This is a genomic window from Burkholderia sp. BDU5 (assembly GCF_001522845.1).
In the GTDB taxonomy this organism is placed as follows: Bacteria; Pseudomonadota; Gammaproteobacteria; order Burkholderiales; family Burkholderiaceae; genus Burkholderia; species Burkholderia mayonis.
On sequence record NZ_LOWC01000075.1, the window covers coordinates 35,462 to 50,993 of the forward strand.

General features: G+C 67.3%; 15 protein-coding genes. 9 read left to right on the forward strand and 6 right to left on the reverse strand.

What is annotated here, in order from left to right:
- Nucleotides 1-19 precede the first annotated feature (19 nt).
- The 4 genes from WS69_RS13480 to WS69_RS13495 all read right to left on the reverse strand — a co-directional run bounded on the left by WS69_RS13480 (nucleotide 20) and on the right by WS69_RS13495 (nucleotide 3,038).
- Entirely contained in the window at nucleotides 20-334 is a 315-nt protein-coding gene (locus WS69_RS13480) for a BolA family protein (RefSeq protein WP_059471260.1), read from the reverse strand.
- Between the two features lie 2 nt (nucleotides 335-336).
- Nucleotides 337-867 carry a septation protein A gene (locus tag WS69_RS13485; RefSeq protein WP_059471261.1) on the reverse strand — a complete coding sequence of 177 codons (531 nt, stop codon included), beginning with the start codon at nucleotides 865-867 and terminating at the stop codon, nucleotides 337-339.
- Nucleotides 868-964: 97 nt separating this feature from the next.
- Nucleotides 965-1,396 (reverse strand): peptide-methionine (R)-S-oxide reductase MsrB, encoded by a 432-nt coding sequence (gene msrB, locus WS69_RS13490; RefSeq protein ID WP_059471262.1) that lies wholly within the window; start codon nucleotides 1,394-1,396, stop codon nucleotides 965-967.
- Nucleotides 1,397-1,472: 76 nt separating this feature from the next.
- Entirely contained in the window at nucleotides 1,473-3,038 is a 1,566-nt protein-coding gene (locus WS69_RS13495) for a protein adenylyltransferase SelO (RefSeq protein WP_059471263.1), read from the reverse strand.
- 127 nt (nucleotides 3,039-3,165) lie between these two features.
- On the opposite strand from WS69_RS13495, the gene WS69_RS13500 reads away from it, so the two are divergent.
- The 4 genes from WS69_RS13500 (at nucleotide 3,166) to WS69_RS13515 (ending at nucleotide 8,990) form a co-directional block, all read left to right on the forward strand.
- On the forward strand, nucleotides 3,166-4,806 hold the full coding sequence (locus tag WS69_RS13500; protein ID WP_059471264.1) for a 3-(methylthio)propionyl-CoA ligase: 1,641 nt from the start codon (nucleotides 3,166-3,168) through the stop codon (nucleotides 4,804-4,806).
- 199 nt (nucleotides 4,807-5,005) lie between these two features.
- Nucleotides 5,006-7,090, forward strand: a complete 2,085-nt coding sequence (locus WS69_RS13505; protein WP_059471265.1) for a 3-hydroxyacyl-CoA dehydrogenase NAD-binding domain-containing protein — start codon at nucleotides 5,006-5,008, stop codon at nucleotides 7,088-7,090.
- A 35-nt stretch (nucleotides 7,091-7,125) separates the two neighbouring features.
- The gene (gene pncA, locus WS69_RS13510) at nucleotides 7,126-7,752 is read left to right on the forward strand and encodes a bifunctional nicotinamidase/pyrazinamidase (RefSeq protein WP_059471266.1); all 627 of its coding nucleotides are present in this window, start codon (nucleotides 7,126-7,128) and stop codon (nucleotides 7,750-7,752) included.
- Between the two features lie 59 nt (nucleotides 7,753-7,811).
- Entirely contained in the window at nucleotides 7,812-8,990 is a 1,179-nt protein-coding gene (locus WS69_RS13515) for an acetyl-CoA C-acyltransferase (RefSeq protein ID WP_059471267.1), read from the forward strand.
- A gap of 199 nt (nucleotides 8,991-9,189) precedes the next feature.
- Here the strand turns inward: WS69_RS13515 and WS69_RS13520 are convergent, their stop codons facing one another.
- Nucleotides 9,190-10,590, reverse strand: a complete 1,401-nt coding sequence (locus WS69_RS13520) for a GGDEF domain-containing protein (protein WP_059471268.1) — start codon at nucleotides 10,588-10,590, stop codon at nucleotides 9,190-9,192.
- A gap of 338 nt (nucleotides 10,591-10,928) precedes the next feature.
- Entirely contained in the window at nucleotides 10,929-11,219 is a 291-nt protein-coding gene (locus WS69_RS13525) for a hypothetical protein (RefSeq protein WP_156438115.1), read from the reverse strand.
- Between the two features lie 423 nt (nucleotides 11,220-11,642).
- Here WS69_RS13525 and WS69_RS13535 point away from each other — a divergent pair, with 423 nt between their 5' ends.
- The 5 genes from WS69_RS13535 to WS69_RS13555 all read left to right on the forward strand — a co-directional run bounded on the left by WS69_RS13535 (nucleotide 11,643) and on the right by WS69_RS13555 (nucleotide 15,394).
- On the forward strand, nucleotides 11,643-11,858 hold the full coding sequence (locus WS69_RS13535; RefSeq protein WP_059471270.1) for a hypothetical protein: 216 nt from the start codon (nucleotides 11,643-11,645) through the stop codon (nucleotides 11,856-11,858).
- Nucleotides 11,859-12,475: 617 nt separating this feature from the next.
- Nucleotides 12,476-12,790 (forward strand): Dabb family protein, encoded by a 315-nt coding sequence (locus tag WS69_RS13540; protein ID WP_059471271.1) that lies wholly within the window; start codon nucleotides 12,476-12,478, stop codon nucleotides 12,788-12,790.
- The gene (locus WS69_RS13545; protein ID WP_059471272.1) at nucleotides 12,787-13,269 is read left to right on the forward strand and encodes a PaaI family thioesterase; all 483 of its coding nucleotides are present in this window, start codon (nucleotides 12,787-12,789) and stop codon (nucleotides 13,267-13,269) included. Before WS69_RS13540 ends, WS69_RS13545 begins: the two co-directional genes overlap by 4 nt.
- A gap of 85 nt (nucleotides 13,270-13,354) precedes the next feature.
- Nucleotides 13,355-14,353, forward strand: coding sequence for an NADP-dependent oxidoreductase (locus WS69_RS13550; RefSeq protein WP_059471273.1), 999 nt, complete (start codon nucleotides 13,355-13,357; stop codon nucleotides 14,351-14,353).
- An 81-nt stretch (nucleotides 14,354-14,434) separates the two neighbouring features.
- Entirely contained in the window at nucleotides 14,435-15,394 is a 960-nt protein-coding gene (locus tag WS69_RS13555) for an alpha/beta hydrolase (RefSeq protein ID WP_059471274.1), read from the forward strand.
- Nucleotides 15,395-15,532: the final 138 nt, after the last annotated feature.

The following is a 15,532-nucleotide window of genomic DNA, read 5'->3' on the forward strand; positions in this document are numbered from 1 at the left end:
AGTTCCTAATGAGACGGACTTATTGAGAACGTGAAGACTCTAGATATTCTTCTGGCGTATACGCAACGATCGCGAGCGCGTGAATGCCGCGCTGCATGGCATCGGCGAGCGCATCATACACCAGCCGATGCCGCGCGACGCGGGTCTTGCCGGCGAACGCGGCCGACACGATCGTGACCGTATAGTGGCCGCCCGCGACGGCGCCTGCGTGTCCCGCGTGCTGCGCGCTGTCGTCGCGCACGTCGAGTGATTCGGGGGCGAGCGCGGCGGAAAGACGCGTCTCGATGAGCGCGATGCGCTCGGCCGGTGCGGCGTGCAGGATGGTCTCGCCCATCGTCACTCCTCCTTCAGGTATTTCGCGAGCCAGAGGCTTTGCAGGATGACGAAGACGACGATCGCGCCCGTCGTGCCGAACAGCTTGAAGTTGACCCATTGCGATTCGCTGAAGTTGCGCACGACGTACAGGTTCGTCACGCCGAGCGCCGCGAAGAACGCGGCCCACGCGAGGTTCAGCTTGTCCCAGACCGGATCGGGCAGCGTGAGCTGCTTGCCCATCATCTTCTCGATCAGGTTCTTGCCGAACGCATAGCGCGCGGCGACGAGGCCGGCCGCGAACAGCCAGTAGAGGACGGTCGGCTTCCATTGGATGAACTTCTCGTCATGCAGCACGAGCGTCGCGCCGCCGAACACGACGATCACGCCGAGACTCACCCACAGCATCGTGTCGACTTTCCGGTGCCGGAAGGCGACCCAGGCCACCTGGGTGAGGGTGGCGGCGATCGCGACAGCGGTCGCCGTGAAGATGCCCCACACCTTGAAGGCGGCGAAGAACAGGATGATCGGGAACAGATCGAACAGAAATTTCATGGTGCTCGCGGCTGCGTGGTGGGCGCGTGACCCGCCACCGTTGTAGGGACGCCCGTCGCGGCGCGCGCGCCGGCCGGCTTTCGGGGCCGGCGCAGGCTCACTTCCGCTCGGGTTTAGCCTCGAAGTTTAACGCAGCCGAGTTGATGCAGTACCGCAATCCGGTTTTGTCGCGCGGGCCGTCCTCGAACACGTGGCCGAGATGCGCGCCGCAATGGTTGCAGCGCACTTCGACGCGCGTCATCCCGTGCGTGTAGTCGATCTTCTCGTCGATGACCTCGCCGTCGATCGGCTTGAAGTAGCTGGGCCAGCCGCAGCCCGAGTGGTATTTCGCGCCGGATTCGAAGAGCGCGGTGCCGCAGACGATGCAGTGGTAGATCCCTGCGTCCTCGGTGTCCGTGTACTCGCCCGTAAACGGCCGCTCGGTCGCCGCATGCTGCGTGACTTCGTATTGCAGCGGCGAAAGCCGGCCGCGCAGCTCGGCGTCGTCCTCCTGATACGGATAACGCCGGTCGTCTCGATCTCCTGACATCTTCTATTCTCCTGATGGATTCATGCGGAACGCCCGCGGGGCGGCCGCGCAACGTCGCGCGGCCCGCGGCGCGGCGTCACGACGAGCAGCTCACCTCGAGCGCGCTCGCCCAGTCGGGCGGCAGCGCCGCGTAGGCGTCATATTCCGGCTGCTCGTCGAACGGGCGCCGCAGCACGGCCGCGAGGCGCTCGATTTCGGAAAAGTCCTTCTCCTTCGCGCGGCGGATCGCCGTTTCCGCGAGATGGTTGCGCAGCACGTATTTCGGATTCGCGCGGTCCATCGCGGCTGCGCGCGTCGCGTCGTCGCGCGCTTCGTCCGACAGGCGCGCGCGGTAGAGGTTCGCCCAGCGATCGAACGCGTCGCGATCGATGAAGAGATCGCGCGCCGGCGCATCGCCGCGCGCGTCGTGCTTCGACACGCGCGCGAGGTGGCGGAACGTCAGCGTGAAATCGGCATGGCTCGCGTCCATGATCTCGAGCAACTGGTTCGCGAGCGCCGCATCGCCGTCGCGTTCGAGCTCGAGGCCGAGCTTCGCGCGCATCGCGCGTTCGAGCGCGGGGCCGAACTGCTCGGGAAAGCGTCCGAGCACCGCGTGCGCGTCCTCGACCGCGCGCTCGGCGCGCGCGTCTTCGTTCGGCGCGTCGCGATGGAGGCCGAAGAGCGGCAAGAGCGCCTGCGCGAGACAGAAGCAGTTCCAGTGCGCGATGCGCGGCTGCATCCGGTATGCGTAGCGGCCGTGCGTGTCCGAGTGATTGCAGATGTGCTTTGCGTCGAACGCGTCGAGGAAGCCGAACGGGCCGTAGTCGATCGTCACGCCGAGGATCGACATGTTGTCGGTGTTCATCACGCCGTGGCAGAAGCCGACCGCCTGCCATTGCGCGACGAGCTCCGCGGTGCGCCGCGTCGCTTCCGCGAGGAGCGCGAGATAGGGATCGTCGGCGTCGCGGCACGACGGATAGAAACGGTCGATCACGTGATCGGCGAGCGCGCGCAGCAGATCGGGCCGGTCGTTCGCGAAGAAGTGCTCGAAATGGCCGAAGCGCACGAAGCTCTCCGCGACGCGCGTGACGACCGCCGAGGTTTCGATTTCCTCGCGGATCACCGGTTGGTCGGAGCCGATCACGGCGAGCGCGCGCGTCGTCGGGATGCCGAGATGATGCATCGCCTCCGAGCACAGGAACTCGCGAACCGACGAGCGCAGCACCGCGCGGCCGTCGCCCATCCGCGAATACGGCGTGCGGCCCGCGCCCTTCAACTGCAGCTCGTAGCGGCCGCCGCCGTGCTCGATCTCGCCGATCGTGAGCGCGCGTCCGTCGCCGAGCTGGCCCGCCCACACGCCGAACTGATGGCCCGAGTAGACCGATGCGTACGGCAGCGACGCCGGCTGCCAGTCGCGAGTCGGATTGCCGCAGAACAGCTCGGCGAAGCCGGGCGCGTCGCGCAGCGCGGGATCGAGCCCGAGCATCCGCGCCGCTTCGCCGGAGAAGCCGACGACGTATGGCGCGGGCAGGGGCGCGGCGGGCAGCCGCGTCAGGAACGCGGCGCCGAGTTGCAGGAACGCATCGTCGCGCGGCGCGGCGAGCGTCGCGGCGAGATCGGGAAGAGGAGCGGCCGGTGCGGCCTCGCTTCTGGAAAACGACATATTGCTGATCTGTAAGTTAGCCGATATTGTAAGTCCGCGCCGCGCGGGGCGCTTGAAGCCGTCCGCGCGCCGTCGAGCCGTTCGCAGCAGACCGTATCGGAAAAATACTTCAGGGAGAAGGAAGACGATGGGTAAGCCGTTGCTGGGCCAGATGATGGATATGCCGCTTCTCGTGTCGTCGCTGATCGCGCATGCGGCGCGGCATGCGGGCGACGTCGAGATCGTATCGCGGCGCGTCGAGGGCGACATTCACCGCTATACCTATCGCGATTGCGAAATGCGTTCCAAACGGCTCGCGCAGGCGCTGATCCGCCTGGGCGTGGGCGGCGGCGACCGGATTGGAACGCTCGCATGGAACGGCTACCGGCACGTCGAGGCGTATTACGGAATCAGCGGGATGGGCGCCGTCTGCCACACGATCAATCCGCGCCTTTTTCCCGAGCAGATCGCGTACATCGTCAATCACGCCGAAGACCGCTACGTGCTCTTCGACCTGACCTTCGCGCCGCTCGTCGACCAGCTCGCGCCGCAATGCCCGAACGTGAAAGGCTGGATCGCGATGACGGACGACGCGCACCTGCCGAAGGGCGCGACGCCGTATCTCTGCTACGAAACGCTCGTCGGCGCGGAAGACGGCGATTATGCATGGCCGCTCCTCGACGAGCGGCAGGCGTCGTCGCTCTGCTACACGTCGGGCACGACCGGCCATCCGAAGGGGGCGCTCTATTCGCATCGCTCGACGGTGCTGCACGCGTACGGCGCGGCGCTGCCCGACGCGATGGGGCTGTCGTCGCTCGACGCGGCGCTGCCCGTCGTGCCGATGTTCCACGTCAACGCATGGGGCCTGCCGTACACGGCGGCGCTGACCGGCAGCAAGCTCGTGCTGCCGGGCAAGGATCTGGACGGCAAGTCGCTGTACGAATTGATGCAAGCCGAGCGCGTGACGTTCTCGGCGGGCGTGCCGACCGTCTGGCTCGGCCTCCTCAACTACATGCGCGAGGCCGGCGTGCGCTTCTCGACGCTCAATCGCACGGTGATCGGCGGTTCCGCGTGTCCGCCGTCGATGCTGACGACGTTCGAGGACGTCTACGACGTGCGCGTGATCCACGCGTGGGGGATGACGGAGCTGTCGCCGCTCGGCACGCTGTCGAAGCTCAACTGGGCGCAGTCGCAGCGGCCCGTCGATGAGCAGCGGCGGCTCCTCGGGAAACAGGGCCGGGTGATCTACGGGATCGACATGCGGATCGTCGGCGAGGACGGCCGCGAGCTGCCGTGGGACGGCGTCGCATTCGGCGACCTGCAGGTGCGCGGCCCGTGGGTGATCGATCGCTATTTCGGCATCGACGGGTCGCCGCTCGTCGACGGCTGGTTTCCGACGGGCGACGTCGCGACGATCGACGCCGACGGCTTCCTGCAGATCACCGACCGCAGCAAGGACGTGATCAAGTCGGGGGGCGAGTGGATCAGCTCGATCGACATCGAGAACGTCGCGGTCGCGCATCCGGCCGTCGCCGAGGCCGCGTGTATCGCGTGCGCGCATCCGAAGTGGACCGAACGGCCGCTCCTCGTCGTCGTCAGGCGCGCCGGAATGGACGTGACGCGCGACGCGCTGCTCGCGTTCTACGAGGGCAAGGTCGCGAAATGGTGGATTCCGGACGACGTCGCGTTCGTCGACGCGCTGCCGCACACGGCGACGGGCAAGCTGCAGAAGCTCAAGCTGCGCGAGCAGTTCCGGGGCCACGTGCTGCCGACGGCCGTCGGCGCCTGAGCGTCCGCGAAACGGGCCCGCGCGTGCATCGCCGCGCGGGCCGCCACTAAATTGAACGATCGTTCTTTTTTGTTGTATCCTGCCTCTGTTTCTCAGAAAACGGCGCATCGACCGCGCGGCCTTTCGGCCGTTGGCGGACAATGACCGTATCAAAGCTGGCGCCGCCGCACCGGCCGCGCATACGCATGGAGGCAGGCAGATGGCAGTGGACTACACGACTCGCGACGGCGTCGCCGTCATCACGCTCAACAATCCGCCCGTCAACGGGCTGGGTCTGTCGACGCGGCTCGGCATCATGGAAGGGCTCGAACGCGCGCGGCGCGACCCGTCGGTTGCGGCGATCGTGCTCACGGGCGCGGGCCGCGCGTTCTCGGGCGGCGCGGACATCACCGAATTCAACACGCCGAAGGCGCTGCAGGAGCCGACGCTGCACACCGTGATCGACGCGGTCGAGGCGAGCGGCAAGCCCGTCGTCGTCGCGATCCACAGCGTCGCGATGGGCGGCGGCCTCGAGCTCGCGCTCGGCGCGCACTACCGGATCGCGTCGCCCGGCGCGCAGATCGCGCTGCCCGAAGTGAAGCTCGGCATCCTGCCGGGCGCGGGCGGCACGCAGCGCCTGCCGCGCGCGGTGGGCCTCGAGACCGCGCTCAACATGATCGTGTCGGGCGCCCCCGTGCCGTCCGAGCAACTCGCGAAGAGCGGGCTCTTCGACGAACTCGTCGAGGGCGATCTGCTCGACGCGGCCGTCGCGTTCGCGCGCAAGGTCGGTGCGGCGAGCGGCCCGCATCCGCGCGTGCGCGACCGCGAGATCGTCCACGAGAACGCGGCGGGCTTCATCCAGTTCGCGCGCAACAGCGTGAAGGCGCTCGCGCAGCACTATCCGGCGCCGCACAAGTGCATCGACGCGATCGAGGCGGGCGTGCTGCAAGGTTTCGACAAGGGCCTCGCGTTCGAGCGCGATTGTTTCATCGCGCTCGTGCAGACGCCGGAGAGCCGCGCGCTGCGCCATGCGTTCTTCGGAGAGCGCGCGGCGAGCAAGATTCCCGACGTGCCGGCCGGCACGCCGGTGCGCGACATCAAGTCGGTGGCCGTGATTGGCGCGGGCACGATGGGCGGCGGGATCGCGATGAACTTCCTGAACGCGGGGCTGCCCGTCACGCTGCTCGAGACGAAGCAGGACGCGCTCGACCGCGGGCTCGCGACGATCCGCAAGAATTACGATGCGCAGGTGAAGAAGGGCAAGCTCACGCAGGAGAAGCTCGACGCGCGGATGGCGCTCATCAAGCCGACGCTCGCGTACGACGACCTGAAGGATGCCGATCTCGTGATCGAAGCGGTGTTCGAGGAGCTCGCCGTGAAGGCGCAGGTGTTCGAGCGGCTCGACGCGGTCGCGAAGCCGGGCGCGATCCTCGCGTCGAACACGTCGACGCTCGACGTCAACAAGATCGCCGCGTTCACGAAGCGGCCGCAGGACGTCGTCGGCATGCACTTCTTCAGCCCGGCGAACGTGATGAAGCTGCTCGAAGTGGTGCGCGGCGAAGCAACCGCGAAGGACGTGCTCGCGACCGTGATGCAGATCGCGAAGAAGATCCGGAAGACCGCGGTGGTGTCGGGCGTGTGCGACGGCTTCATCGGCAACCGGATGGTCGAGCAGTACATCCGCCAGGCGCTCTTCATGCTCGAGGAAGGCGCGCTGCCCGCGCAGGTCGACCGCGCGATCGAGAAATTCGGCTTCGCGATGGGGCCGTTCCGGATGAGCGACCTGGCCGGCAACGACATCGGCTGGGCGATCCGCAAGCGCCGCTACGTCGAGCAACCGGATCTGCATTACTCGAAGATCGCCGATCGCCTGTGCGAGCAGGGCCGCTTCGGCCAGAAGACGGGCGCGGGCTGGTACGACTACGTGCCGGGCGAGCGGAAGGCGCAGCCGTCGAAGCTCGTCGACGAGATGGTCGCCGCGTATTCGAAGGAGCGCGGCGTCGAGCGGCGCAAGATCGGCGACGCCGAGATCGTCGAGCGGCTCGTCTACGCGCTCGTCAACGAAGGCGCGAAGATCCTCGAAGAGAAGATCGCGTCGAAGGCGTCCGACATCGACATGGTCTACCTGACGGGCTACGGTTTTCCGCTCTGGCGCGGCGGCCCGATGCTGTACGCCGACACGGTCGGCCTCTACAACGTCGAGCGCGCGATGCGCGGCTACGCGGAGCGCGCGAACGGCGACGCGTGGCAGATCGCGCCGTCGATCGTCGAGCTCGCTGCGAGCGGACGCGGATTCAACTCGTGACGTGCGGCGGCGTCGCCCATTGACGGAGCACCACGATGCAGCGCACCGACGATGTCCTTCTCGTGATCGACGTGCAGAACGATTTCATGCCGGGCGGCGCGCTTGCCGTCGCGCACGGCGACGAAGTCGTGCCGGCGATCAACCGCCTCGCCGCGCGCTTCGATCAGGTCGTGCTGACACAGGATTGGCATCCGCGCGGCCATGTGTCGTTCGCGGCGAACCATCCGGGCCGCGCGCCGTTCTCGACGATCGCGCTGCCGTACGGCGAGCAGGTGCTGTGGCCCGTGCACTGCGTGCAAGGCACGGAAGGCGCCGCGCTGCATCGCGATCTCGACATCCCGCATGCGCGGCTCGTGATCCGCAAGGGACATGACGCCTCCGTCGACAGCTACTCGGCGTTCGTCGAAGCCGATCGGAAGACGCCGACGGGTCTCGCCGGCTGCCTGCGCGAGCTTGGCGTGAAGCGCGTGTGGTGCTGCGGGCTCGCGACCGACTATTGCGTCGCGTGGTCCGCGCTCGACGCGCGCGCGGCGGGCTTCGAGGCCGCCGTGATCGAAGACGCGTCCCGCGCGATCGATCTCGACGGCTCGCTCGCACGCGCGTGGACGTCGCTCGCGGCGGCGGGCGTCGCCCGCGTGCAGTCCGCCGACGTCAATCCGTAGACGCCGCCGTTACCCATTTCATCGCATCGACACACAGAATTCAGAATCAGGAGACTCGGATGACCGAAGCCGTAATCGTATCGACCGCCCGCACCGGGCTCGCGAAATCCTGGCGCGGCGCGTTCAACATGACGCACGGCGCGACGCTCGGCGGCCACGTGGTCGCGGCCGCCGTCGAGCGGGCGAAGCTCGATCCCGCGCGCGTCGAAGACGTGCTGATCGGCTGCGCGAACCCCGAAGGCGCGACGGGCGCGAACATCGCGCGGCAGATCGCGCTGCGCGCGGGGCTGCCCGTCAGCGTGCCGGGGATGACCGTGAACCGCTTCTGCTCGTCGGGATTGCAGACGATTGCGCTCGCCGCGCAGCGCGTGATCGCGGGCGAGGGCGACGTGTTCGTCGCGGGCGGCGTCGAATCGATCTCGTGCGTGCAGAACGAGATGAACCGCCACATGCTGCGCGAAGGCTGGCTCGACGCGCACAAGCCGGAGATTTACTGGACGATGCTGCAGACGGCCGAAACCGTCGCGAAGCGCTACGGCATCTCGAAGGCGCGCCAGGACGAGTATGGCGTGAATTCGCAGTTGCGCGCGGCGGCCGCGCAGGCGGCGGGGCGCTTCGATGACGAGATCGTGCCGATCACCGTGCGTGCGGGCGTTGTCGACAAGGCGACGGGACGCCTCTACACGAAAGAAGTGACGCTCGCGGCCGACGAGGGCATCCGCGCCGACACGACGCTCGAAGGCGTCGCGAAGATCCGTCCGGCACTGCCGGGCGGCGTGATCACCGCGGGCAACGCGAGCCAGTTCTCGGACGGCGCGGCCGCGTGCGTCGTGATGAACGCGAAGGTCGCGGAACGCGAAGGGCTTGCGCCGCTCGGCGTCTTCCGCGGCTTCGCGGTCGCCGGCTGCGAGCCGGACGAGATGGGCATCGGGCCCGTCTACGCGGTGCCGAAGCTGCTGAAGCAGGCGGGACTCAAGGTGTCCGACATCGGTCTGTGGGAGCTGAACGAAGCGTTCGCGGTGCAGGTGCTCTATTGCCGCGACACGCTCGGGATTCCCGACGATCGGCTGAACGTGAACGGCGGCGCGATTGCGGTCGGCCACCCGTACGGCGTATCGGGCGCGCGTCTTACGGGCCACGCCCTCATCGAAGGCAAGCGGCGTGGCGTGAAGTACGTCGTCGTGACGATGTGCATCGGCGGCGGGCAGGGCGCGGCGGGATTGTTCGAAGTGGTTTGACGGCGGGACGTCGGGCGCTTGCGGGCCGGAGCCGGGCGGCATCGGCCTGCGTCGCATCGCATGCGGCGGGCAAGCGCGCCGTTCGCGCTCCGCGTCGCATCGCGGCGATGCGCGTGACGTGTGCGCACGACGCCTGCGACCCGCAGCGCCGCGCCGAACGAAATTCGCCCCATCCGTTTGATTGCGCCCGCCCGCCGCGCTAATCGGCGACGACGCGATTGCGCCCCTCACGCTTCGCGCGATAGAGCCGCTCGTCGGCGACGCCGAGAATCTCGTCGACCGTATCGCCGTCGCGCCCATACTGCGACACGCCGATGCTTACGGTCACGGGCGTGTGCTCGCTGTCGACGCCGAACGACGTCTTCGCGATCGCCGTCCGCACGCGCTCCGCGATTTTGCGCGCGACGTCCGCGCGCATCTGCGGCAACAGCACCATGAACTCCTCGCCGCCGACTCGCGCGATGTGATCGTGCGGGCGAATCGTGGCGAGACACTGCTGAACGAAGCTGCGCAGCACGACGTCGCCGACCTGGTGACCGTAGTTGTCGTTGATCTTCTTGAAGTTGTCGAGGTCGAGCGCGAGCAGCGAGAACGACGTGCCGTCGTGTTGCGCGCGCGCGATTTCCGTCTGCATCTGCTCGATGAACTTGCGCCGGTTCGACGCGCCCGTCAGCGAATCGGTGGTCGCGAGATGCTGGAGCTTCTGATTGGTCCGCTTGAGCTCCTGCAGCACGCCTTCGGTGCGCGCCATCGATTCGGCGAGCCGCGCCACCAGATCCTGCTGGCTGTACACGGTCGCGAACGAGCGGGTCGTCTGGAACGCCTGGACGACGCCGATGCTCAGCAGGAAGAAGCCGCCCGCAAAGATCGCATGCGCGAGCCACCACATGTGGTTCCACGGCTTGCCGAGAATGAACGCGACCGACGACAGCGCGAACGACGTCACCGAGATTCCATAGATGAGCATCAGCGGTGTGCGGATGCGTCGTACGAGCAAGAGCGCGACGTTGATGAGCGACACGACCATCGCGCCGCCTTCCATCGATGCGCGCATCCAGGGATTGCCGGCGATCGGTGATCGCGAGATCGCGGCGACGGCGAAGCAGATGACGACGATGCCGGCGATCCACGGCAGCCAGATCGCAAGGCGGCGACGGTGCGCGGGCAGATCGGCGTCCTTGAAATACGACAACTGCCCGACGAGCAGCAGGAGCGACATCACGAGGCGCGACGCCGGTCCGTACAGCAGGAACAGCCAGATGTCGTGGTGCGCCATGCCGGTGAATGCGCCGTGCAGCGAATAGATCAGTGCGAAGCCGAGAAATCCGAGCGTGAGCCAGCGCAGCAGCGGCTCGCCCGACGACAGATAGCAGCGCCAGGCCACGTAGGTGACGAAGAGATCGGCAAGCGTCGCGGCGGCGGTCGTCAGTTCGTGGACGTGATGATTCTCGAAAGTCAGGCGGGGATCGATGAAGAACTGCAGATACGCGATCACGAACGCAGGCGCGAGCGCGAAGCCGATCAGCAGGCACGCGGCGTAGATTCGCGTGATCGTGGCGACGACGCGAGGCGTTTGCTGGGCGGTGAAGGCAGTGTTCACGGCGACCTCCGCAGGGCTGGTCTTGGTTTCGATCGTGAAACCCCAGTGCGGAATCGTCGGGATGGCGTCGCCGCCGCGTCGAATTGCGCGCTGCCTCGTATCGCCGAATCGTTATCGATTAGCGTCGAGTATAGGCGGTGCGCATCGTTTGATAAACCTGCCGGACAGGCTTGTTGCACGGCGATCGGCGGCTGGCTCGGGCTGCTTTTCGTCGTTTGAACGACCATGCTCGCCACGGGCGATGGCGCGGCGATCCGCGCCGTCACACGATGCGTGGCCGCGCGCGAACGGGGTTCGCCGATTCGGCTTGCGGCCGGGAGCATGCGGCAATGCGTGCGTCAGCAGCGTCGGTAGGTCGGCGGCGACTTGACGAGCGGCGCACGGAGGCTGGCTTTCGCGGGGTCGGTCTTCCCGTCGATGACGCCTTCCATCTGGAACGACCGTTGCGGTTGCGACGGCGGCGTCACCGGTTTGTCCGGGGTTTGCCGGGGAGTGACGCCGAGCAGCTTGCCGGCATTGTAGATATTGTTCAGGCTCGTCGGCGACTCCCATTTTCGAGTGCAGGTGATGCATGTACGGCTTCGTTGCGTGACGCGGAGCGCGTCATCGACCCAAATCGTGGCGAGCAACGGACGCTCGCTGAACGCACTGGAATGCCGTTGCACGCTTGAGGACAAGCGCCCGTGCGCGGTCCTCGCCGACGGCTTCGGGATTTGCGCGAGTGGGCGCATTGTCGTCGATCAAAGCATCGAGGCGATCCGCGCATGGCCGACGTCGCGGCTCGCCTAACATGGTAGGAGGAATCGCGGCGGATCGGCTGGGGCCGTACGCGATATCGTGCCGTCGAGCCGTATTTCGCACGAAAGGATGTTGGATTCCGTCGGTCCAACTGACGACGACGTCTTTCCCATTGGCGACGACGCAATTGCAGCGTGGCCGATCCGCCGAGCAAGGTGAGTCCGGTATCCCGGAAAGCGCGTCTGACTTAGATGGCTCTGTGTCTTCAGTGTTGCGTCCGCGAAGGTCGATGCAACGCCAACCGGGAGGGCAGAATGCAATTCAATTCGACACTATTTCGTATCGACCCGACGCCGCGGCGGGCCGACGGCGAGTATATGGCTCACGCCAGGATCATCGAAGTCGATCGTGACGGGATCGAGTCCGACGTACTCATGAGCGGCGACCTGAAGGGATTCGACCAGCGCGACGAAGCAATCGCATATGCGCAGATATGGGCCAAGGAATGGCTCAGGACTCGCTATGGTTGAATCGGGAAAATAGCGATCGATGCATGCGGCGTGCTTCCACGATCCGCACTCGACCTTGATCTGATTGCAGCGAATATCTCGAAACTCGAACGATCGCCTGAGCGCGCGGCGCGCGGCGCTCGACGCGGGCGCGGGCGCGGGCGTTTTCGGTCGGCAGCCTGACGAATTCGTCCTGTTGCGCCCCGGCCGGCTCGGCGCCGGTCCGCAACGTGATCACCGCGTATCCGCAATGCGGATGGGACGTCCTGGCGAAACGCGAACGCCACCGACGGCGAACCGCGATCGTCGACGCGCCGGACGATCGCCGCGATTTTGCCGGAACGTCGCGCGGGGTGCGCTGACTTCGAGGTTCGCGACAAGTCCATTGGAGCCGGCAAGTTTGGTAGGCTTGTCGTCTGCCTCGGCCTGCCTGATCTCGACGTCGCTGGGCAGCGCGGTAAAACCGGGTATCGTGTCGTGTCGACGAGGTCGGCATGATGTCCGGTTCCCTTATCCGGTGCTGTTCCGGACGATGGCGATTTCGAGCGAACATAGGCGAACCAAGACGTGCCGGGTGAAGTCCGCCAGGCGAGGGATCGGGGCTGATTCCCGGACGATTGCGAACTGGAGCGAACAGAGTGATTAGGCATATTGTGATGTGGAAACTGAAGGAATCGGCCGAAGGCGCGACGCGTGCGCAGAACGCGCAGAAGCTGAAGGAGAAGCTCGAGGCGTGCCGCGGCATCGTGCCGGGCCTCCTTGCTCTCGAAATCGGGGTCGCGACGCCCGGTCTCGAGGCGACCTGCGACGTCGTGCTCGTCTCCGATTTCGCCGACAAGGCTTCGCTCGACGCATACCAGGTGCATCCGGTGCACGAGGAAGTGAAGAAGTTCGTCGGCGCGGTGCGCGAGAGCCGCGAGTGCATCGACTATCTCGTCGACGAAGCACGATGAGCGCCGGTTCCGCCACGACCGGCCACGAGCCGGTGATCGAGAGCCCGTTCGTCGATGCGCTCGGCGTGCAGCTCGTATCCGCGAAGGACGGTGCGAGCGAGATCGTGCTGCCGCTCGCCGAGCAGCACATGAACACGTGGAACATCGCGCACGGCGGCGTCACGATGACGCTCGCCGACGTCGCGCTCGCGATGGCCGCGCGCAGCCTGACCGACGACGGCGTCGGCGTCGTCACGGTCGAGATGAAGGTGAACTTCATGCAGCCCGGGCGCGGCGAGCTGCGCGCGTACGGCCGCGTGCTGCACCGCTCGACGACGATGGCGTACTGCGAAGGCGAGGTCCGCGACAGCGCGGGCAACTTCGTCGCGAAGGCGCTCGGCACGTTCAAGTACATGAAGCGGCTCGCGGTCGGCCGCGACATCGCGCGGCAGCGCACCCGCACGGATCCGGGCGCGCATCCCGGCCCGAGCGACGCATGACGCATCCGAACGGCCCCGCCCATCGGCGGGGCCGTTTGCCATTGGCGCGCGGCAAAGCGCGCCGCGATGCACGAGGAGGCAGGCGATGTCACAGATCAACCGGCAGGTACTGCTCGTGTCGCGCCCCGAGCGCGAGGCGAGCGTCGACAACTTCAAGCTCGTCGAGACGCCGTTCGCGCCGCTCGCCGACGGCGAGGTGCGCGTGCGCAATCATTTCCTGTCCGTCGATCCGTACATGCGCGGGCGGATGAACGCGGGAAAGTCTTACGCGGAGCCGCAGCCGCTCGGCGAAGTGATGGGGGGCGGCACAGCGGGCGAGGTCGTCGAGTCGCGGAATCCGGCGTTCGCGGTCGGCGACAAGGTGGTCGGCGCCTATGGCTGGCAAGCGTACGGCACGTCGACGGGCAAGGAATTGCGCAAGGTCGACACGACGCACGTGCCGCTGTCCGCGTATCTCGGGCCGGTCGGCATGCCCGGCGTGACCGCGTGGTATGGCCTGAATCGGATCATCCGGCCTCGTGCGGGCGAGACGATCGTCGTCAGCGCGGCGAGCGGCGCCGTCGGCAGCGTCGTCGGGCAGCTCGCGAAGCTCGCCGGCTGCCGCGCGGTCGGCATCGCGGGCGGTGCGGACAAGTGCCGCTACGTCGTCGACTCGCTCGGCTTCGACGCATGCGTCGACTACAAGGCGGGCCGGCTCGCCGACGATCTCGCAGCCGCCGCGCCGAACGGCGTCGACGGCTATTTCGAGAACGTCGGCGGTGCGGTGCTCGACGCGACGCTCGCGCTGATGAATCCGTTCGGCCGCGTCGCGATGTGCGGGATGATCTCGGTGTACGACGGCGCGTCGGCGCCGCTCGCGAACCCGGCGCTGATCCTGCGCGAGCGGCTTCTCGTGCAGGGCTTCATCGTGTCCGAGCATTTCGACGTGTGGCCGGAGGCGCTCGCGCAGCTCGCCGCGCTCGTCGCGCAGAAGAAGCTGCATTACCGCGAGACGATCGCGCAGGGGCTCGAGCGCGCACCCGACGCGCTGCTCGGGCTGCTCAACGGACGCAATTTCGGCAAGCAGCTCGTCGCGCTCGTCTGATGGGCCGTGGCATCATACGGCGCGTGTCCCGAGCTTTCCGTCGGCGCGTTCGCGCCGTTTGCCCGCCGTTTGCCTTTTACGATGCCGCTGAACCCGAAGATTGCGCAGGTGCTCGACATGATCGAGCGCGCGAAACGTCCCGATTATCATGAACAGACGCCCGCGCAGGCGCGCGCGGCCTACGAGAAGAGCGCGCCGATCCTCGACGTCGCGGCAGCACCGATGTTCTCGGTCGAAGACCTGCGGCTGCCGTCGCGCGATGGCGGCGCGTTCGGCGCGCGGCTCTATCTGCCCGTCGAGCCGAGCCTCGCCGAGCCGCTGCCCGCGCTCGTCTACTATCACGGCGGCGGCTTCACGGTCGGCAGCGTGAACACGCACGACGCGCTGTGCCGGATGTTCGCGCGCGACGCACGCTGTGCGGTGCTGTCGGTCGACTACCGGCTTGCGCCGGAGCACCGGTTCCCGACTGCGGTCGATGACGCGGAGGACGCGCTCGTGTGGCTGCACGCGCGCGCGTCGAGCTTCGGGGTCGATCCGGAGCGGCTCGCGGTCGGCGGCGACAGCGCGGGCGGCACGCTCGCGACCGTGTGCGCGGTGCTCGCGCGCGACCGCGGAATCGCGCTCGCGCTGCAACTGCTGATCTATCCGGGGACCACGGGGCACCAGCAGACCGAATCGCACGCACGGCTTGCGAAGGGCTATCTGCTGTCGGCTGACACGATCCAGTGGTTTTTCACGCACTACGTGCGCGACGCGTCGGACCGCGACGACTGGCGCTTCGCGCCGCTCGACGGCACGCGCGGCGCGCCGTCGTTCGAGCGCGTCGCGCCTGCGTGGATCGCGACGGCGGAGTACGATCCGTTGTCCGACGAAGGTGACGCGTACGCGGACAAGCTGCGTGCCGCGGGCAACAAGGTGACGCTCGTCGCGTATGCGGGGATGATTCACGAGTTCTTCAAGATGGGCGGCTTCGTGCCGGAAGTGCGTCTTGCGCATGCGGACGCGGCTTCTGCGTTGCGCGCAGCGTTCGAGGGCGATTGAGCTTGAACGCGAGCGAGGCGATCGGCGGGGCCGGGCGCGGGCTTCGCGAACTGGACGAGCTTCACCGGTCGAGCGAGATTCGTGGCGGCTGCGAGGGCGGGTAGGGTCGGCCGGGCGGCGGATGGTGGCGATCGGCCG

What these genes read in the sequence shown, in the direction of transcription:
- WS69_RS13480 (WP_059471260.1), bottom strand. Translation starts at nt 334, where the DNA reads ATGGGCGAGACCATCCTGCACGCCGCACCGGCCGAGCGCATCGCGCTC.
- WS69_RS13485 (WP_059471261.1), bottom strand. Translation starts at nt 867, where the DNA reads ATGAAATTTCTGTTCGATCTGTTCCCGATCATCCTGTTCTTCGCCGCC.
- msrB (WP_059471262.1), bottom strand. Translation starts at nt 1,396, where the DNA reads ATGTCAGGAGATCGAGACGACCGGCGTTATCCGTATCAGGAGGACGAC.
- WS69_RS13495 (WP_059471263.1), bottom strand. Translation starts at nt 3,038, where the DNA reads ATGTCGTTTTCCAGAAGCGAGGCCGCACCGGCCGCTCCTCTTCCCGAT.
- WS69_RS13500 (WP_059471264.1), top strand. Translation starts at nt 3,166, where the DNA reads ATGGGTAAGCCGTTGCTGGGCCAGATGATGGATATGCCGCTTCTCGTG.
- WS69_RS13505 (WP_059471265.1), top strand. Translation starts at nt 5,006, where the DNA reads ATGGCAGTGGACTACACGACTCGCGACGGCGTCGCCGTCATCACGCTC.
- pncA (WP_059471266.1), top strand. Translation starts at nt 7,126, where the DNA reads ATGCAGCGCACCGACGATGTCCTTCTCGTGATCGACGTGCAGAACGAT.
- WS69_RS13515 (WP_059471267.1), top strand. Translation starts at nt 7,812, where the DNA reads ATGACCGAAGCCGTAATCGTATCGACCGCCCGCACCGGGCTCGCGAAA.
- WS69_RS13535 (WP_059471270.1), top strand. Translation starts at nt 11,643, where the DNA reads ATGCAATTCAATTCGACACTATTTCGTATCGACCCGACGCCGCGGCGG.
- WS69_RS13545 (WP_059471272.1), top strand. Translation starts at nt 12,787, where the DNA reads ATGAGCGCCGGTTCCGCCACGACCGGCCACGAGCCGGTGATCGAGAGC.
- WS69_RS13550 (WP_059471273.1), top strand. Translation starts at nt 13,355, where the DNA reads ATGTCACAGATCAACCGGCAGGTACTGCTCGTGTCGCGCCCCGAGCGC.
- WS69_RS13555 (WP_059471274.1), top strand. Translation starts at nt 14,435, where the DNA reads ATGCCGCTGAACCCGAAGATTGCGCAGGTGCTCGACATGATCGAGCGC.